Consider the following 16,571-nt stretch of genomic DNA (forward strand, 5'->3'; position numbering starts at 1 on the left):
AGAGGAGCGTTAGTGGCTGAGGAGTTGGTCGAACTCTTTGAGGGGCAGAGGCTTGCTGAACATATAACCCTGGCCCTGCTCGCATTCCAGCGCCACCAGTTTTTGCAGCTGGTCGGCATCTTCTATGCCTTCGGCGATAAGCTTGAGCTTGAGGGACTTGGCCAGATGGATCACCGCCTTGACGATATCCAGGCTCTGCTCATCCCCCAGCATATCCTTGACGAAGGATTGATCTATCTTGAGGGTGTTGACCGGGAAGAACTTGAGATAGCTGAGGCTGGAGTAACCTGTGCCGAAGTCGTCGATGGCGATGCTCAGTCCCAGTGAGGAGAGGGTATTGAGCACATTTAACGCCTCGTCGAAATCATACATGAGAGAACTCTCTGTCACCTCGAGCTCGAGGAAGCTGCTGTCGAGCCCGGTGAGCTCCAGCACCTTGGCCACCGAGTCGCAAAACTCGGGGTTGGTGAACTGTTTGGCGGCGATGTTGACGGCGATCTGCAGCGGCCGACCTCTTTTCTGCCAGGCCTTAGCCGCCATGCAGCTTTGTTTGAGGATAATTTCACCCAGCTGATGGATGAGGCCTGTCTCCTCGGCAAGGGGAATAAAGTCCAGCGGTGAGATCAGCTTGCCGCTAGGGTCGTGTAATCGGGCCAGTGCCTCCGCGCCTATGATCTCCTTGGTCTTCAGATCCACTTTTGGTTGGTAGTAGACCTCTATCGCTTCCGTGTCGATGGCGGTGCGCAGCAGGGTGACCAGCTCGTGGCGTTTCGTTAGCTCTTGCTCGAGATCCTCGGAGAAGTAACAGAAGCGGTTGCGCCCCAGATCTTTGGCGCGGTACATGGCTGCATCCACATGGGTCATCAGCTCCTCGGCCCTGAGGGCGTCCGAGGGGTAGATGCTGATCCCGACGCTAACCGACAGGGTATATTCCTGGCCGTCGATACGAAACGGCGTGTTGAGGCTGCGGACGATATCTGTGGCGATAGAGTCCACCTGGCTGGTGGCGGTGAGCGAAGGCAGCAGCAGGACAAACTCGTCGCCGCCGATGCGCCCCAGGGTGGCGTTGGGGTCGATGAGGGACTGCAGTCGTTTCGCCACCTGCTTGATCACCTGATCCCCATAGCTGTGGCCCAGGGAGTCGTTGAGGTATTTGAAGTGATCTATGTCGATCAGCATCAGGGCGACGCTCTTGTCATAGGAGTCGGCCACGGCGCAGGCGTGGTTGATTCTGTCATGGAGCAAGATGCGATTAGGCAGGTCGGTCAGCTGATCATGGTTGGCCAGGTGGCTCATCTTCAGCGACATGGCCACAGACTCACTGCAGTCGTGAAAGACTATGATGCCGCCTGTGACCTTGCCTTCACTGTCTGTGATGGGGGCGGCGGAGTCTTCAATCTGGAAGATGGTGCCATCCAAGCTGTTGAGCTGACAGTTGAGGGCCATGGCGACGTTGCGTTTCTCCTTGATGGCGATGGTGACCGGATTGGGGCTGCGGTATTTGGTCTTGGCATCGCACAGATCCATCACCTGTTCGATATGCAGGCCGATGGCGTCGCGACACACCCAGCCGGTGAGGCGTTCTGCGATGGGATTCATGAAGGTGATCATCGCCTCGCTATTGGTGGCGATGACGGCGTCGCCGATGGCGTTGAGCATGATCTTCAGGCGCCGATTCTCGGTATCCAGTTGGCTCTTGGCCCGCTTGATGGAGGTGATATCCGTCAGGGTCAGCAGCATGCCTGCCACGTGTCCATCTTGTTTCCTGATGGTGAGATGGGCCTGGGCATAATCTATCTTGCCCGGGGTATCTTCCAGGGCAACCTCGAACTGATGCTTAGGTTTATTGCTTGCAATACGGGCCAGTATCTCCTCATACAGGGCCTTAGGGAGCAGGCTAGAGGCGGGCTTACCCAGTGCATCTTGGGGGATAGTGCCGAACCATCTGCCGTTATAGTCGTTATGAAAGCGGTTGAGCAGATCCTTGGACCAATAGGAGATGTAAGAGGGGATCTGATTGACCAGGGCCTGCATATCCTGGCGCGCCTCTATGATGGTCTGCTCCTGACGTTTGAGCAGCAGATGATTCTTGACCCGCAGGCGACAGGTGGCGAGATCGATAGGCTTATGGATGAAGTCTATGCCGCCCGAACTGAGGGATTTATATTCGAAGCTGCTCTCGCTGTGGGCGGTCACGAAGATCACCGCGCTGTTGCAGGTCTTGGGGTTATTCTTCAGGCGCTTACACATCTCGAAGCCATTCATCTGTGGCATCTCGATATCCAGCAATATGATGGCGGGTTGGTGTTGCTCGGCCTTATCCAGCGCGTCCTGACCACCCGTACTACAGATGATCTCGGCCAGATCTGTGAGGGATTGCTCCAGCAGATGTAGGTTGGCGCTCTCATCGTCGACAACTAATATTTTTTGTCGAGTCTCTACATCGTTGCCGAAAAGCATAGAAGAATTCCTTTTCAAATCTGCCGTCTATATTCAGCTTAGCCGACTATAATCAGTTTGCTTAAGGTTTTTCGCGCTTAATGCTGAAAACCAGATTAAATACTACTTTTTAGTTAGTTAGCTGCGGGTAATTGACCATATTCTCCGATAGAACACCGCGCAGTTTATCGCCTATGCTGAAAGCGTATTGATTGAATAACAGTGTGTTACTGAGGCTGGATAGTAAAAGGAGTTATAGTCCATGGTGCGACAGATTTCACGCTTATCTTCTCTCTTTGGCGGACGCTCACTGCTGCTGGCCGCCTCCATGCTGGTGCTTGTGGTGGCGCTTGTTATCATCGCCAGCTTCGAATCTCAATTAAATCAGAATATTGTTGGCAATCTGCATTCGGATCTCGAGGCCCAGAGTGAGCAGGTCAACAACCAGGCCCAGGACAGGCTTAACCGCTACTTCAACAACCTACGTTTTCTGTTTGAGACCCCGCCTATCTCCGGCCTCTCCCGGGCCAGAAATAATCAGGGGATCGACCCTGTGGACGAGACCCGCTACGACCAGTGGCGTCACCGACTGGAAACCATCTTTGTTGCCTTCTTGCAGAACAATCGCGAGTATGAACAACTGCGCATATTGAGCAGTGATGGCATGGAGCTTATCCGGGTAGACAGGCGCGGCGGCGCCGTGCAGGTGATAGATGATAACAACTTGCAGAATAAGCAGGGGCGGGATTATTTTCAGGCCAGTAAAGATCTGCAGCAGGGGGAGATCTATACCTCGCCCATCAACTTAAACCGTGAGTTTGGCAAGATAGATTATCCCTACCGCCCCATGTTGCGCCTGGCGACGCCGATCTTCGATGATAATGGCGGTCGCTTCGGCCTGCTTATCGTCAACATCAATGCCAATGACTTACTCGCCTCTTTCAAGCGCTTGGTGCCTGCGCCCATAGAGCTTGTGCTGACCGACAGCGATGGCTATTTCTTGGTGCATCCCGATGAGGAGATGCGTTTTAGCCGCGACCTGCATCCAGACCTGGTATGGGATAAACATTATCAGCAGAGCAAGACACTTAAACGTAACTTCGAGTTGGTGCTCGATAGCTATCACGATAATAAGCCCTATTATGCCTATCGCCGCGCCATTACGCTCTCTAACGATGCCCAGAGCGGTCGGCTTACCGCGACCCTAATGGCGCCCAAGCAATATGTGCAGGAACTCGCGGTCTCCCGGCGCATTAGTGTCTACAGCTTCATGTTGGCCGTGGGGGTGTTGTTTCTGTTTGTGGTCATCATACTGGGGCGCAGTGCCCGTAGCAGTCAGGCACTGGCCAAGGAGAAGGCGCAGTCGGCGGCGATCATCGATGGCTCCAAGGATGCCATCATAGGAGTAGGCACCAGCGGCGTGGTCAACAACTGGAACCGCGCCGCCGAGTTACTGTTTGGCTATGACGCCGACTATGCCAAGGGCCACTTTATCAATCAGCTGGCGCTTTTGCCCGAGGTCGACCTGGCGGCCTTGGTCTCAAAGGCCAATCAGGGTAACAAGACGCTTAATCTGGACGCCGAGCTGCCGCTGAACGAGGGGCGCATCGTCGATCTCTATGTGTCGGTTTCCCCCATCCTAGGTGAGAACAAGCATGCCCTGGGGGTGGCCATAATCATACGCGATGTCTCCATCGAGAAGCAGGCCGCCAAGAAGATCCAGCTGGTGAACGCCGAGCTCGAGAAGAAGGTGGCGATAAGAACCCAGGAGCTGCAGAAGGCCAGCCTAGTCAAGAGCAGCTTCATCTCCAACATCAGCCATGAGATGCGTACGCCGCTAAATGGCATAGTGGGCACTTTGAATCTGGTGCGTAAAGACTCGCTTACCGAGCGCCAGGCGAGGTATCTCGAGATGGCCGAGGTGAGCGTTAATACGCTTTCTGCGCTGATTAACGATGTGCTGGATCTCTCCAAAATAGAGGCGGGCAAGCTGGATTTAGACATGAGCAGCTTTAATCCCCTCAACCTGATCGAGAGTGTCTGCAGCAGCATGGCGGTGAAGGCACAGGAGAAGGGGATAGAGTTTGTCATCGACGTGGTCGACCTTCGCTGCCAGAGCGTAGACAGCGACCCCCACAGGATCACTCAGATCCTTACCAATCTGATAAACAACGCCATCAAGTTTACCGACCATGGCTATATCAAGGTCAGGGCCCACAGCCGCCTGCGAGAGACGGGGGAGCTAGAGTTTATCTGTGAGGTGTCTGACACAGGGATAGGGATCGCCGAGGAGAATCAGGCCAAGCTGTTTACCGCTTTCTCTCAAGCCACCTCGAGTATTGCGGCCCAGTATGGTGGCACAGGGCTGGGACTCTCTATCTGTAAGGAACTCAGCGAATTACTCAACGGCAAGATGAGTTTCGAGTCCCACAAAGGGCAGGGGAGCTGCTTCATCTTCACCATGGTGTTGCATCAGGGCGAGTTTAAGCTGATGGCGCCCGAGGCGCTGCTGCACGAGATGACCTGTAGCGTCTTGCTGGTGAATGAGGCGCAGCAGGCCTGCGTCGAGGCGGCAATTGCCCGGCTCGGTGGTAAGCTGCTACCGGGCTCGCCCATACGCGACTGGCTCAATCAGGATGCTCCTGTGCCCGATATTCTGCCCCATGTGTTAATCGTCGAGCAGCGTCACTCCCTGCTTACCGATCTCGACAGCCTCTGGCCGACACTGACGGCGACTCATAAGCGACTGCCGAGAGTGTTGGCGTTTCAAAAGAGCGCCGATGGCAATAAGGCGCTGAGAAATATTGAGCTTGAGTATCTCAATAATCCGCTACTCTTCTCCGAATTTATGCAGAAGTTTGGCGCGCCCAAAGTGAGTTCTGGCGTCGAACAAGTTCATCCCCAAGTGACTCAGATAATCTCTGAGGAGGAGGCCCATCGCATCAAAGGTGCTCGGGTGCTGGTAGTCGATGATAATGAGATCAACATAGAGGTTGCCCTGGGGATCTTGTCCGAGCTGCCACTGGAATTTGTCAGGGCCATCAATGGTCAGGAGGCGTTGACCAGGCTGAGGGAGTGCGAGCAAGAGGGGCTGGGCGTGCATTGCATCTTGATGGACTGTCAGATGCCGATCCTCAATGGCTATGACTGCACCCGGGCGATCCGTGCCGGAGAGGCGGGCGAGGCGTTTGTCGATACGCCCATTATTGCCATGACAGCCAGTGCCATGATGGGCGAGCGTGACAAGTGCATCGAGGCGGGCATGAATGACTACATCACCAAGCCTATCGTGGCCGAGCGTCTGCAGGAGAAGGTGGTCGATTGGCTGATCTCTGTCTGTGAGTTTGGTGACTTGCCTACTTTAGTTGAGGCTGCGCCCCATGAGGAGATCCAGGTGAAGGATGAGGACTATGTCTGGAACCGTCAACTGGCGCTGAGCCGGTTGATGAACAATGAGGTGCTGTTCGCCGAGATCTGCCAGATGTATCACGACACGTCGCCGGCACAAGTTGGTGAGCTGGAGGAGGCGATCGCGGCTAAGGATTATGAGAAGGTGCGTCAGCTCAGTCATGGCCTTAAGGGGTTATCCAGCAGCATAGGTGCCATCCAGCTACAGGAGCAGTTTTTAAGCCTGGAGATGGAGGCGAAGATGAAGAACTGTGATAAGTTGAACCTACTCTTCGGGGTGATAAAACCTTGCTATGCCAAGCTAATGGAGCGGCTGCAGGAGACGCTCGAGCCCAAGGAAGAGGTACAAAACGCCTCTGCCCAGACTTAAGGAGTTTCAATAAAAAATGTCGATAGGTAGATAATGGAACAGAATAACGATATGTCTCCATTAGTTTTTTCTCGTAAGGGGAGAATTCTGATCGTCGATGATATGCAGGTCAATATCATCATACTCAGACAGCTCCTGAGCCAGGAATATGAGATAGCCACGGCCCTGAGTGGTCAGGAGGCGCTGGCCCTGTGCCATAGCTTCAAGCCGGATCTCTTGCTCCTGGATATCGAGATGCCGGGGATGTCCGGCTTCGAGGTCTGTCGCCGTTTGAAATCTGAACCTGGCACCCAGGAGATTGCGGTGATCTTTGTCTCGGCTCATCATGACGAGGAGCAGGAGGTGAGCGGCTTTGTGTTGGGCGCGGTGGACTTTATCCATAAGCCGCTCAATGCCGTGGTCACCCAGGCCAGGGTAAAGAATCAGATGCTGTTGAAACGCCAATCGGATCTGCTGCGCTTCATGCTCAAACAGGAGGCGATTCGCGATGTTTCAAGCTAAGCGTGTCGAGCTGGGTATGTCGAGCTAGTTTTAGTGAGAATAGGCTGAGAGAGCCCGAATAACAAAAAAGCCTGCAAGATGCAGGCTTTTTTGTTTGAATTGGTGGCCCCTCACAGACTTGAACTGTGGACCTAACGATTATGAGTCGTGTGCTCTAACCAACTGAGCTAAGGGGCCGACTTAAGATAGTCGTCACTATCGAAAGCGCAAAGAAGTATACGAGGTTTAAAAGCGCTTGTCACCACCGATCTGGCAAGAATTCTGAACTTTGAATTCAACTGCTTATCTGTTGTTCAATCGGCTTATAAGCAGGGGCATAAAATAGAAAAGCCAGCACTGTGGCTGGCTTTTCTGCTCTGTTTTAGACGCTGCTAGCGAGTCTATTCATCCAGGAAGGATTTCAAGATCTCTGAGCGAGACGGGTGACGCAGCTTACGCAGTGCCTTAGCCTCGATCTGACGAATACGCTCACGGGTCACGTCAAACTGCTTGCCCACTTCCTCTAGGGTGTGGTCGGTGTTCATATCGATACCGAAACGCATACGCAGTACTTTGGCTTCACGGGCGGTCAGGCCGGCGAGCACTTCGTGGGTGGCGTTCTTCAGGCTCTCACCTGTGGCGCTGTCCAATGGCAACTCGAGGGTAGTATCCTCGATGAAATCACCTAAATGTGAATCTTCATCATCACCGATAGGCGTTTCCATTGAGATAGGCTCTTTGGCAATCTTGAGTACCTTGCGGATCTTATCTTCTGGCATCAACATGCGCTCAGCCAGCTCTTCCGGTGACGGCTCGCGTCCCATCTCTTGAAGCATCTGGCGGCTGATACGGTTGAGCTTGTTGATGGTCTCAATCATATGCACCGGAATACGAATGGTACGCGCCTGGTCGGCAATCGAACGCGTGATCGCCTGACGGATCCACCAGGTTGCATAGGTCGAGAACTTGTAACCACGACGGTATTCAAACTTGTCTACCGCCTTCATCAGGCCGATGTTACCTTCCTGGATCAGATCCAGGAACTGTAGGCCACGGTTGGTGTATTTCTTCGCGATAGAAATTACCAGACGCAGGTTAGCCTCAACCATCTCTTTCTTAGCGCGGCGAGCCTTGGCTTCACCGATAGACATGCGACGGTTGATATCCTTGATGGCGGCAATGGCCAGACCGGTTTCATTCTCGATGGCGTCGAGCTTGGCGCGGCAACGCTGAACGTCTTCGGCAACCATCTCCAGCCCTTCGGCATAAGGCTTCTTGGCGGCAATCTCTTCGTTGAACCATTCGATGCTGCTCTCGTTAGAGGTGTAGACCTTAACGAAGTTCTTCTTCGGCATCTTGGCCTGCTCGACACACAGCTTCATGATGAGGCGCTCTTGAATACGCACCTTGTCCATCATTTCGCGCATGTTCTTCACCAGGCGGTCGAACTGCTTAGGTACCAGACGGAACTCTTTGAAGATCTCGCCAATTTCAAACAGGGCGGCAGTCGCTTCAGGGTGTTCACGACCTTTAAGCTCAATTACTTTTAGGGCTTTTTCGTGTGCTTCACGCAGCTGGGTGAAACGCTCGCGCGCTTCTTCCGGATCCGGGCCTTTTGGCGAATCTTCTTCATCGCCGTCTTCGTCCTCGTCATCGCCCTCGTCATCTTCGTCGTCGAGATCATCGTCCGACAATTCAGAGCCGATATGGGTCGCCGTCGGCGCCATGTCTTCGGCATTAGGGTCAACAAATCCAGAGATAATGTCTGATAGTCTGACTTCTTCAGCTTCGTAGCGGTCGTACTGCTCAAGGATCATGGCGATCGCTTGAGGATATTCGGCTACAGACGCCTGAACCGTGTTGATACCTTCTTCGATACGCTTGGCGATTACGATTTCGCCTTCGCGGGTCAGAAGTTCTACCGTACCCATCTCGCGCATGTACATACGTACGGGATCTGTGGTACGACCCAGTTCAGCTTCAACCGTAGCCAGAGCCGCGGCAGCTTCTTCGGCAGCATCTTCATCGGTGCTGTCTTCAGACATCATGATCTCATCGGCATCCGGCGCCTGCTCATAGACGCGAATACCCATGTCATTAATCATCTGGATAATATCTTCGATCTGGTCTGAGTCGACCATATCTGCAGGCAAGTGATCGTTCACTTCTGCATAGGTTAAATAACCTTGCTCTTTACCTTTGGCAAGCAACAATTTAAGTTGCGACTGCGGAGTTTGCTCCATAGATATCATCCAAGTTGGGTAACTGTTACAACGACGGGCATTGTGTGCCGCGCAAATCGTCAATTATAGCCGTGTGCACTGTGCTGTGCTAGTCCAAGTGTTTACTTTGTGAGACAAATTTTGCTCTAAGCTTGCCCTTGGATTACTGCGATGAGCTTTTTAAGTTGCATCCGCTCTTCTTTAGTATGGTGCTGTTTTAAGCTCAATTCCTGATAACGTTGCTCAATATATTGATTGTTCAACCAAATCAGGGCTTTTTTGAACTCTTGCTGAAGGTTTTCATCCGCCACTTGATGCTCCCATTGGGCTAATTTCTTCAGGGTGTCTAGCTGTTCGTCACCCCTGAACTGTTCAAGTAGTTGTGCGCTGTTGACCTTCTCGGCGCGAGTTCTGTCGAGTAAGAGGCTGAGCAAATCTATGCCAGCCATCTTGATATGTTTTAGCGCAGGCTGCACAGGCAGGTTATTGCCTAGGTGCGGGTGCTGTACCAACAGGGCGATGGCTAATCGCAGTGGGGTACCGCGTCCCTTAAGCGCTTTGTTTTGCAGGGGCTTATTTGCATCAATGCGTTTAAAGCCGAGCTTACGCTGCAATTCTTCTGCACTGTTCATGCCGAGCTTATAGGCGAGATTCTCAAGTAAAAGGCTCTGCAGAACTGTGTCTTGTACTTTCTCTATCAGGCTCATGGCCTGTTTGGCCAGGGTGCCCTTGTCTGTGCCATAGCGGCTGGCTAAGGTATCGAACAGAAATTCCGGTAGTAGTTTGGCCTCGGCAATCAGCTGCTCGAAGGCCGGTTTGCCTATCTGACGCACCAGCGAGTCGGGATCTTCCCCCTGAGGCAAGAACATAAATTTTACCTGGTCGCCGGGCTTGAGCAGTGGCAGGGCGGTTTCAAGTGCCCGCCAGGCCGCCTCGGTACCTGCCTTGTCGCCGTCGTAACAGCAGATCACCTCTTTGGCGCTGCGCAGCAACAACTGAAATTGATCCGCCGTGGTCGAGGTGCCGAGTGATGCTACAGCATAGTCGACGCCAAATTGCGCCAGGGCCACCACGTCCATATAGCCTTCGACAATCAGGATCTGACTGGGATCCCTGTGTCTCTGTTTGAGTTCATACAGGCCATAGAGTTCATAGCCCTTATGAAATATGGGCGTTTCCGGCGAATTCAAGTATTTCGGCGTGCCTTCACCTAAGACTCGGCCGCCAAAGCCAATTACTCGGCCGCGGCGATCGCGAATGGGGAACATGAGACGGTCGCGGAACCTGTCGTAACGCTTGCCGCTGTCGTTCTCGATCACCATGCCAGCGGTGAGCAGCTTGTCCTGGGCATCCTGGTTTTGACGATAACGGCCTAAAAGGCCATCCCAACCATCGGGGGCGAAGCCGATGTTGAAGTGCTCGATCACCTCATCGGAGAGGCCTCGGTGGGCGAGGTAGTCGAGCACCTTCTGCTTGTCCGTGTGCTGTTTCAGCTGGCTTTGAAAGTAGCGGCTGGCCTCTTCCATCAGTTGGTAGAGGTCGCGGCTTAGGCCTTCGTCGCGGCGTTTGCCTGTGCCTTGCTCTCTGGGGACTTCAAGGCCTAAACGGCCGGCGAGTTCCTCGATGGCATCGACAAAGTCGAGCCTGTCATATTCCATGACGAAATCGATGGCATTGCCATGGGCGCCACAGCCGAAGCAGTGATAAAACTGTTTGTCTCTGCTGACGGTAAAAGAGGGTGACTTTTCGCTATGGAAGGGGCAACAGGCAGAATGATTTTTGCCCGCCTTTTTCAGGGGGACCTTGGCGTCGATGAGATCGACTATATCGGTGCGAGCTACAAGCTCATTGATAAACTCACGAGGTATCGCCATTGCTGTATAAATGCCGCCTTTTCGCGAAATTAAACCGAAAGAGTAGAAACAAACAAGCCGTGCGTAGGCACGGCTCATTCATACATTGAACTTAAGATTACTTGAGTTTTGCCTTGATCAGAGCGCCAATTGACGCCATGTCGGCTCGCCCTTGTACCTTAGGTTTCAATGCTCCCATTACTTTGCCCATATCCGCCATGGATGATGCGCCTACCTCTTGGATAGTGGCATCGACTAGCTCGGCAACCTCTTCTTCAGAAAGAGGCTTAGGCAGGAAAGTCTCGAGAACTCGAATCTCTCCGGCTTCTGCTTGGGCTAGTTCGTCACGACCTGCCGCTTCATATTGAGCGATAGAGTCGCGACGTTGTTTAACCATTTTGGTTAAGACAGCTATGGCTTGATCATCATTCAGCGTCTCGCGGTTATCCACTTCGATCTGTTTGATGGCAGCCAGCGCCATACGAATCGTACCCAGACGCACCTTATCTTTGGCGCGCATGGCTTCTTTCATCTGGTCTTTTAGCTGATCAACTAGGCTCATAAGAGATTAGTATAAACGTACGCGACGCGCGTTTTCGCGAGAAAGCTTCTTAGCAAGACGCTTAACTGCAGCAGCTTTAGCGCGCTTACGTGCAGTAGTTGGCTTCTCGTAGAATTCACGAGCACGAACGTCGGCTAAGATACCAGCTTTTTCACAAGAGCGCTTGAAACGACGTAGAGCTACGTCAAATGGTTCATTCTCACGTACTTTAATAATTGGCATACGCCATCACCCCTTAGGTGTAGTTTGTATTGAGTTAATTTCTTAACCCAAGTTAATTTAAAAATGGTGCGGAATTCTATACCGACTGTCGACCTTTTGTAAACCCCCTTGTGGCGATCCTTTCGGGATCCTTTTTCGGGGCAACGTCCTTAAGTCTAGCATTTCCTTGTGTCTATATCGTGGCAGACATCATGACAGGCCAGTTGAGGGCGCCTGGTGCATGCCCCATCAAGTCTGGGCTCAGCCGGGATCGTCGGGCGATACTAGGTGAGTGTGCAATCCATTGGTATTTCCGCGGGCAAGCAGGTAAAATTGGCCGCCACTTTATTTAGCGTGATGAGGAAAAATGCGAGTTTTAGGTATAGAGACATCTTGTGATGAGACAGGTATCGCCGTCTATGATGACGAAAAAGGCCTGTTATCTCATGCGCTTTACAGTCAAGTTAAACTACACGCCGATTACGGCGGGGTAGTGCCTGAGCTCGCATCGCGCGACCATGTGCGCAAGATCATTCCGCTGATAAGGCAAGCCCTGAAAGAGGCTAACTGCACTCAAGATGATATCGATGCCATCGCCTATACCAAGGGCCCTGGCCTGGTGGGCGCCCTGTTAGTGGGGGCCTGTGTCGGCCGCTCGCTGGCCTTTGCCTGGGGCAAACCCGCGGTGGGCGTGCATCATATGGAAGGCCACCTGCTGGCGCCTATGCTGGAAGAGGATGTGCCGGAATTTCCATTCCTGGCGCTGCTGGTCTCAGGCGGTCACTCTATGATGGTGGCGGTCGAGGGGATAGGTCGCTATCAGGTGCTGGGCGAATCTGTGGATGACGCCGCCGGTGAAGCCTTCGATAAGACGGCTAAGCTGATGGGGCTGGATTATCCTGGTGGACCAAGACTCGCTAAGCTGGCCGCCCAAGGCGAGCCCAACTGCTACCGTTTCCCGCGTCCGATGACAGACCGTCCAGGGCTGGACTTTAGCTTCTCTGGCCTTAAGACCTTTGCCGCCAATACCATCGCCGATGAACCGGATGATGAGCAGACCCGCGCCAACATCGCCCGCGCCTTCGAAGAAGCCGTGGTCGACACCCTGGCCATCAAGTGTAAACGCGCCCTGAAACAGACCGGCTATAACCGTCTGGTGATCGCCGGTGGCGTGAGCGCCAACAGTCGTCTGCGCGAGAGCCTGGCGGAGATGATGCAGGGACTCGGTGGTAGGGTCTATTACCCCAGAGGCGAGTTTTGTACCGATAACGGCGCCATGATCGCCTATGCCGGCATGCAGCGACTCAAGGCCGACCAGCTAGAGCCGCTTTCCGTTAAGGGGATGCCTCGCTGGCCGCTGGACTCGCTACCGCCGGTCTAATCAACTTGCTCTTTATCGTTGCGCCAAAAGCCCTTCCTACGAAGGGCTTTTTGTTATCAGCGATCCTATGACTTTTGCTTAAGCGAAAGGCTGAGATAACTGCTGAGCTATTGTATGGGGTAGCTAACTATGCGGGTTAGTTATTGTTTGGGTTAATTGGGATAAGACTTAGTTGCCGTCGGTGCGCTTCTTGCGGGATACCTTAGACTCTTCGCCCTTGAGCAGGCGATGAATGTTTTCCTTGTGGCGTATGATGATCAGCAAGGAGAGCATGGCCACGGGCACGGTAAAGCGCTCGTCGAAATACCAGGTATAGGCGGGGGCCAGTAGGGCGGTGACTATGGCGGCCAGTGAGGAGTAGCGGCAGATCAGTACCACTATGACCCAGGTGGCGATCAGTGCCAGAGACAGATCGGCACCTATGGGCGCCATGGCGCCGAAGGCGGTCGCAACCCCCTTGCCGCCCTTAAACTTAAAGAAGATGGGGAAGATATGCCCCAGACAGGCGGCGATGGCGATCACCCCGAGGGAGACTGCATCGACGCCGAGACGGAAGGCGACATAGGCGGGCACCGCGCCCTTGAGCATATCGAACAGCAACACCATGGCGGCGGCGCTGGCGCCACCGATACGCAGCACATTGGTTGCGCCTGGATTGCCTGAGCCTTGGCTACGAGGATCGGGTAATCCTCTGAGTCGACAAACTAGCACGGCACTGGATATCGAACCTGCCAGATAGGCGGTCAATATCATCGCTAGAGTCAGCAGCGTTAAGCTCAAATTGGTTTCCTTATCCTTCTTAAGGTATTATCCCGCCCTAGTTGTTGAGGCGGCTGACTAAACCTTGTATTTTACGCACTGGTTGATTGGCCATGTAATGATAACGGGCGATTTTGGCATCCGTATTCCTATCCCTGATTCGTTGTCATTACAGTCGCTTATCCTACTTGGGTTTTCGGCTGCACGAAAGGGGAAATCACAGATATCTGTGTGATCCGGGGCATTATAACCATATTGGTCCTTGTAGCTTATTAGACCTCTTCTATTACCTAATTTTTTGCCTATCGGGAGGCATCATGGACAAGGTACTTATTTCACAGCTGAAAGTCGAAACCGTGATCGGTATTTACGAGTGGGAAAAGCAGATCCATCAAAACCTGCTGATTGACCTCGAGATGGCCTGGGACAACAGCCTGGCGGCCGCCAATGACGACTACCAACATGCTCTGTGTTACGAGACCGTCTCAAACCGGCTCACGGCCCTGATCACCGAGAAGCCAATAGAACTCATCGAGACGGTGGCGCAGATCTGCGCCGACTGTGTGATGGATGAGTTTGACGTGCCTTGGGTGAAGGTGAGGGTGATGAAGCCCGGCGCCGTGCCCAGTGCGCAGGCCGTGGGTGTCGAGATAGAGCGAGGTCATCTGTAACCTTATGGCACGCATCTTCATCAGCATTGGCAGTAATATTCGCCCTGAGGGCTACTTTAACGCCGCCCTCAAGGCATTAAGCACTCACTTTGATAACCTGTGCCTCTCCAGCGTCTTTGAGAGCGAGGCGGTCGGTTTCGATGGCAGCAATTTTCTCAACATGGTGGTCGCCGCCGATACCCAGCTTGGTATCGCCGAGGTGGTGGCGCTGTTTAAGCAGATAGAGTCGGATAATGGCCGGCTGCCGGGGGCAAAGAAGTTTAGCCCTCGCACCCTAGATCTCGACCTGTTGCTCTATGACGACTTGGTGACCGAGACGCCCATAGTGCTGCCGCGCGCCGAGATCACCACCAACGCCTTCGTGCTCTGGCCGCTGGCGGAGATCGCTCCCGAGCGGATCCATCCCGTGGCGCAGCTTTCTTATCAGACCCTATGGGACAATTATGATAAGTTGCAGCAGAAGCTGTGGCCTGTCGAATTTCAATGGTCTTATTAATTTCATTAGCCGACCCAAATCGTAAAGGATAATCATGGATATTTTTCAGGTAATAGTCTTGGCCCTTATCCAAGGCCTGACTGAGTTTTTACCTATCTCTAGCTCTGCCCACCTCATCTTACCCGCCCAGCTGCTTGGCTGGCAGGATCAGGGGCTAACCTTCGACGTGGCGGTGAATACCGGATCCTTATTGGCCGTGGTGATCTATTTTCGCCGTGAGCTCTTCTCCATGTTTACCGCCTGGACCGGCAGCCTGGTGACACGTCAGCAGACCCAGGAGAGCAAGCTGGCCTGGTGGATCATTCTGGCAACCATTCCTGCGGTGATCTTTGGTTTTACCGCCAAAGACTTCATCTCGACTCATCTGAGAAATATCGAGGTGATCGCCACCACGACTATCGTCTTCGGTCTGCTGCTGTGGTGGGCGGATAAGTTAAACCGTGAAGGCTTTAGTGAGTTTCAGGTGGGCTGGAAGAAGGCGCTACTGATCGGTTTCGCTCAGGCGATGGCGCTTATCCCAGGTACCTCACGTTCAGGGGCAACCATTACCGCAGCCTTGGCGCTGGGCCTGAGCCGCGAGGCGGCGGCGCGTTTCTCGTTTCTCATGTCTGTGCCCGTCAGCCTGGGCGCGGCCATATTAGTGGTGAAAGATCTGCTCTCCAGCCAGGAGGCGATCGATTATCAGGCGCTGATCCTGGGCACGGCACTGTCGTTTGTGGCCGCCTATCTCTGTATCCATTACTTCCTGAAGATCATCAGCCGCATGGGGATGACGCCTTTCGTTATCTATCGCCTCGCCTTAGGGGCTATCCTGTGTGTAGTGATTTTTGCCTGATGGCCGCGAAGTTAAGTTATTGAGAGAGCCCTATGAATAGTCATTACTTGTGTCCCCTCTGCCAAGCGCCGCTGATGGTTCACCAAGGCAGCCAGGGGCTGCACTGCGCCAATAAACACCATTTCGATAAGGGGACGCAGGGGTACTGGGTGTTCAGTCAGCCCAAGAAGCCCCATATCGATTCGCGGCAGTTGATGCGTGCCAAACACTTCCTGTTGGAATCGGGTATCTTCGCCCCCGTGGTCGAGGCCATTCAGCGTCAGCTAAGTGAGCTATTGCCGAGTGATGCCACGCTGTCGCATCTGGATGTCGACAGCGGCGAGGGTTATTACCTGAGGGCGTTGGCAGGCGTGTTTAACGCGCTTGGCCAAGCCGTTGAACAGACAGGTGTCGCCGAGGCGGAGAACGCCCTGTTTGTGGCGGCGAAGGCGCAGCCTGAGGCCAATCTGATTCAGAGCCAGCTCAAGGTTCTGCCTTTCGCCGATGCCAGCTTCGATCTGGTGAGCCTGTTCGATAAGCCGCTCAAAGGCAAGGAGCCCCTGCGGGTGCTTAAGTCTGGCGGTACCTTTATCTGGTTATCGGCAGGCCCACGTCACTTGTGGCAGATTAGAGAATTTATCTATCCTAACTTAACCGAGAAAGGCGGAGAGCCGCAGCAACCAAAAGGCGTTACCCTGGTGGCGAGCGAGCATATTACTTATTCCTTGGCGCTCAGCGGCGAGCAGGCGCTGACGCTGCTGGAGATGACCCCCTTTGCCTGGCGGGCCAACGATAAGATAAAGCGGCAGATCGCCCAGCAGAATTTTGCGGCGCTGGAGATAGATCTCTACCTTACCCTGGCAACGAAAGATGCTTAGGTGAAAGTACATTTATTCACCACTAGAAAATCCCGGC

13 protein-coding genes and 1 tRNA gene are annotated in these 16,571 nt (G+C 53.6%); 7 read left to right on the forward strand and 7 right to left on the reverse strand.

Annotation, left to right across the window (positions count from 1 at the left end; all coding sequences use genetic code 11):
- Positions 1 to 9: 9 nt before the first annotated feature.
- Positions 10 to 2,460: an EAL domain-containing protein gene (locus K0I63_RS05035; protein ID WP_220082751.1), complete on the reverse strand. Its 2,451-nt coding sequence runs from the start codon at positions 2,458 to 2,460 to the stop codon at positions 10 to 12.
- 241 nt (positions 2,461 to 2,701) lie between these two features.
- Between K0I63_RS05035 and K0I63_RS05040 the strand changes: the two genes are divergently transcribed.
- A complete protein-coding gene (locus K0I63_RS05040; RefSeq protein ID WP_220082752.1) occupies positions 2,702 to 6,217 on the forward strand; it encodes an ATP-binding protein in 3,516 nt (1,171 codons plus the stop codon).
- Positions 6,218 to 6,268: 51 nt separating this feature from the next.
- Positions 6,269 to 6,718, forward strand: a complete 450-nt coding sequence (locus tag K0I63_RS05045) for a response regulator (RefSeq protein WP_220082753.1) — start codon at positions 6,269 to 6,271, stop codon at positions 6,716 to 6,718.
- A 100-nt stretch (positions 6,719 to 6,818) separates the two neighbouring features.
- On the opposite strand, the gene K0I63_RS05050 is transcribed toward K0I63_RS05045, so the two are convergent.
- The 5 genes from K0I63_RS05050 to rpsU all read right to left on the reverse strand — a co-directional run bounded on the left by K0I63_RS05050 (position 6,819) and on the right by rpsU (position 11,556).
- A tRNA-Ile gene (locus K0I63_RS05050) sits at positions 6,819 to 6,895 on the reverse strand.
- Between the two features lie 203 nt (positions 6,896 to 7,098).
- Positions 7,099 to 8,940, reverse strand: coding sequence for an RNA polymerase sigma factor RpoD (gene rpoD, locus K0I63_RS05055; RefSeq protein WP_220082754.1), 1,842 nt, complete (start codon positions 8,938 to 8,940; stop codon positions 7,099 to 7,101).
- 125 nt (positions 8,941 to 9,065) lie between these two features.
- Complete coding sequence (gene dnaG, locus K0I63_RS05060) at positions 9,066 to 10,793, reverse strand: DNA primase (protein ID WP_220082755.1); 1,728 nt, start codon at positions 10,791 to 10,793, stop codon at positions 9,066 to 9,068.
- 97 nt (positions 10,794 to 10,890) lie between these two features.
- Positions 10,891 to 11,334, reverse strand: a complete 444-nt coding sequence (locus K0I63_RS05065) for a GatB/YqeY domain-containing protein (RefSeq protein WP_011864803.1) — start codon at positions 11,332 to 11,334, stop codon at positions 10,891 to 10,893.
- Positions 11,335 to 11,340: 6 nt separating this feature from the next.
- The gene (gene rpsU / locus K0I63_RS05070; protein ID WP_006080725.1) at positions 11,341 to 11,556 is read right to left on the reverse strand and encodes a 30S ribosomal protein S21; all 216 of its coding nucleotides are present in this window, start codon (positions 11,554 to 11,556) and stop codon (positions 11,341 to 11,343) included.
- Positions 11,557 to 11,902: 346 nt separating this feature from the next.
- Between rpsU and tsaD the strand changes: the two genes are divergently transcribed.
- Positions 11,903 to 12,916, forward strand: coding sequence for a tRNA (adenosine(37)-N6)-threonylcarbamoyltransferase complex transferase subunit TsaD (gene tsaD, locus K0I63_RS05075; RefSeq protein WP_144201041.1), 1,014 nt, complete (start codon positions 11,903 to 11,905; stop codon positions 12,914 to 12,916).
- Between the two features lie 168 nt (positions 12,917 to 13,084).
- Here tsaD and plsY read toward each other — a convergent pair whose 3' ends face one another.
- Positions 13,085 to 13,696, reverse strand: coding sequence for a glycerol-3-phosphate 1-O-acyltransferase PlsY (gene plsY / locus K0I63_RS05080; RefSeq protein WP_011864805.1), 612 nt, complete (start codon positions 13,694 to 13,696; stop codon positions 13,085 to 13,087).
- Between the two features lie 296 nt (positions 13,697 to 13,992).
- On the opposite strand from plsY, the gene folB reads away from it, so the two are divergent.
- The 4 genes from folB to K0I63_RS05100 are packed head-to-tail and all read left to right on the forward strand — an operon-like array spanning position 13,993 to position 16,534.
- A complete protein-coding gene (gene folB / locus K0I63_RS05085) occupies positions 13,993 to 14,346 on the forward strand; it encodes a dihydroneopterin aldolase (protein WP_011864806.1) in 354 nt (117 codons plus the stop codon).
- A 4-nt stretch (positions 14,347 to 14,350) separates the two neighbouring features.
- Complete coding sequence (folK, locus tag K0I63_RS05090; RefSeq protein ID WP_220082756.1) at positions 14,351 to 14,842, forward strand: 2-amino-4-hydroxy-6-hydroxymethyldihydropteridine diphosphokinase; 492 nt, start codon at positions 14,351 to 14,353, stop codon at positions 14,840 to 14,842.
- 34 nt (positions 14,843 to 14,876) lie between these two features.
- Entirely contained in the window at positions 14,877 to 15,677 is an 801-nt protein-coding gene (locus tag K0I63_RS05095; RefSeq protein ID WP_220044510.1) for an undecaprenyl-diphosphate phosphatase, read from the forward strand.
- Between the two features lie 32 nt (positions 15,678 to 15,709).
- Positions 15,710 to 16,534, forward strand: a complete 825-nt coding sequence (locus K0I63_RS05100) for a putative RNA methyltransferase (RefSeq protein WP_220082757.1) — start codon at positions 15,710 to 15,712, stop codon at positions 16,532 to 16,534.
- Positions 16,535 to 16,571: the final 37 nt, after the last annotated feature.

The organism is Shewanella rhizosphaerae (assembly GCF_019457655.1).
GTDB classification, from domain to species: Bacteria; Pseudomonadota; Gammaproteobacteria; order Enterobacterales; family Shewanellaceae; genus Shewanella; species Shewanella loihica.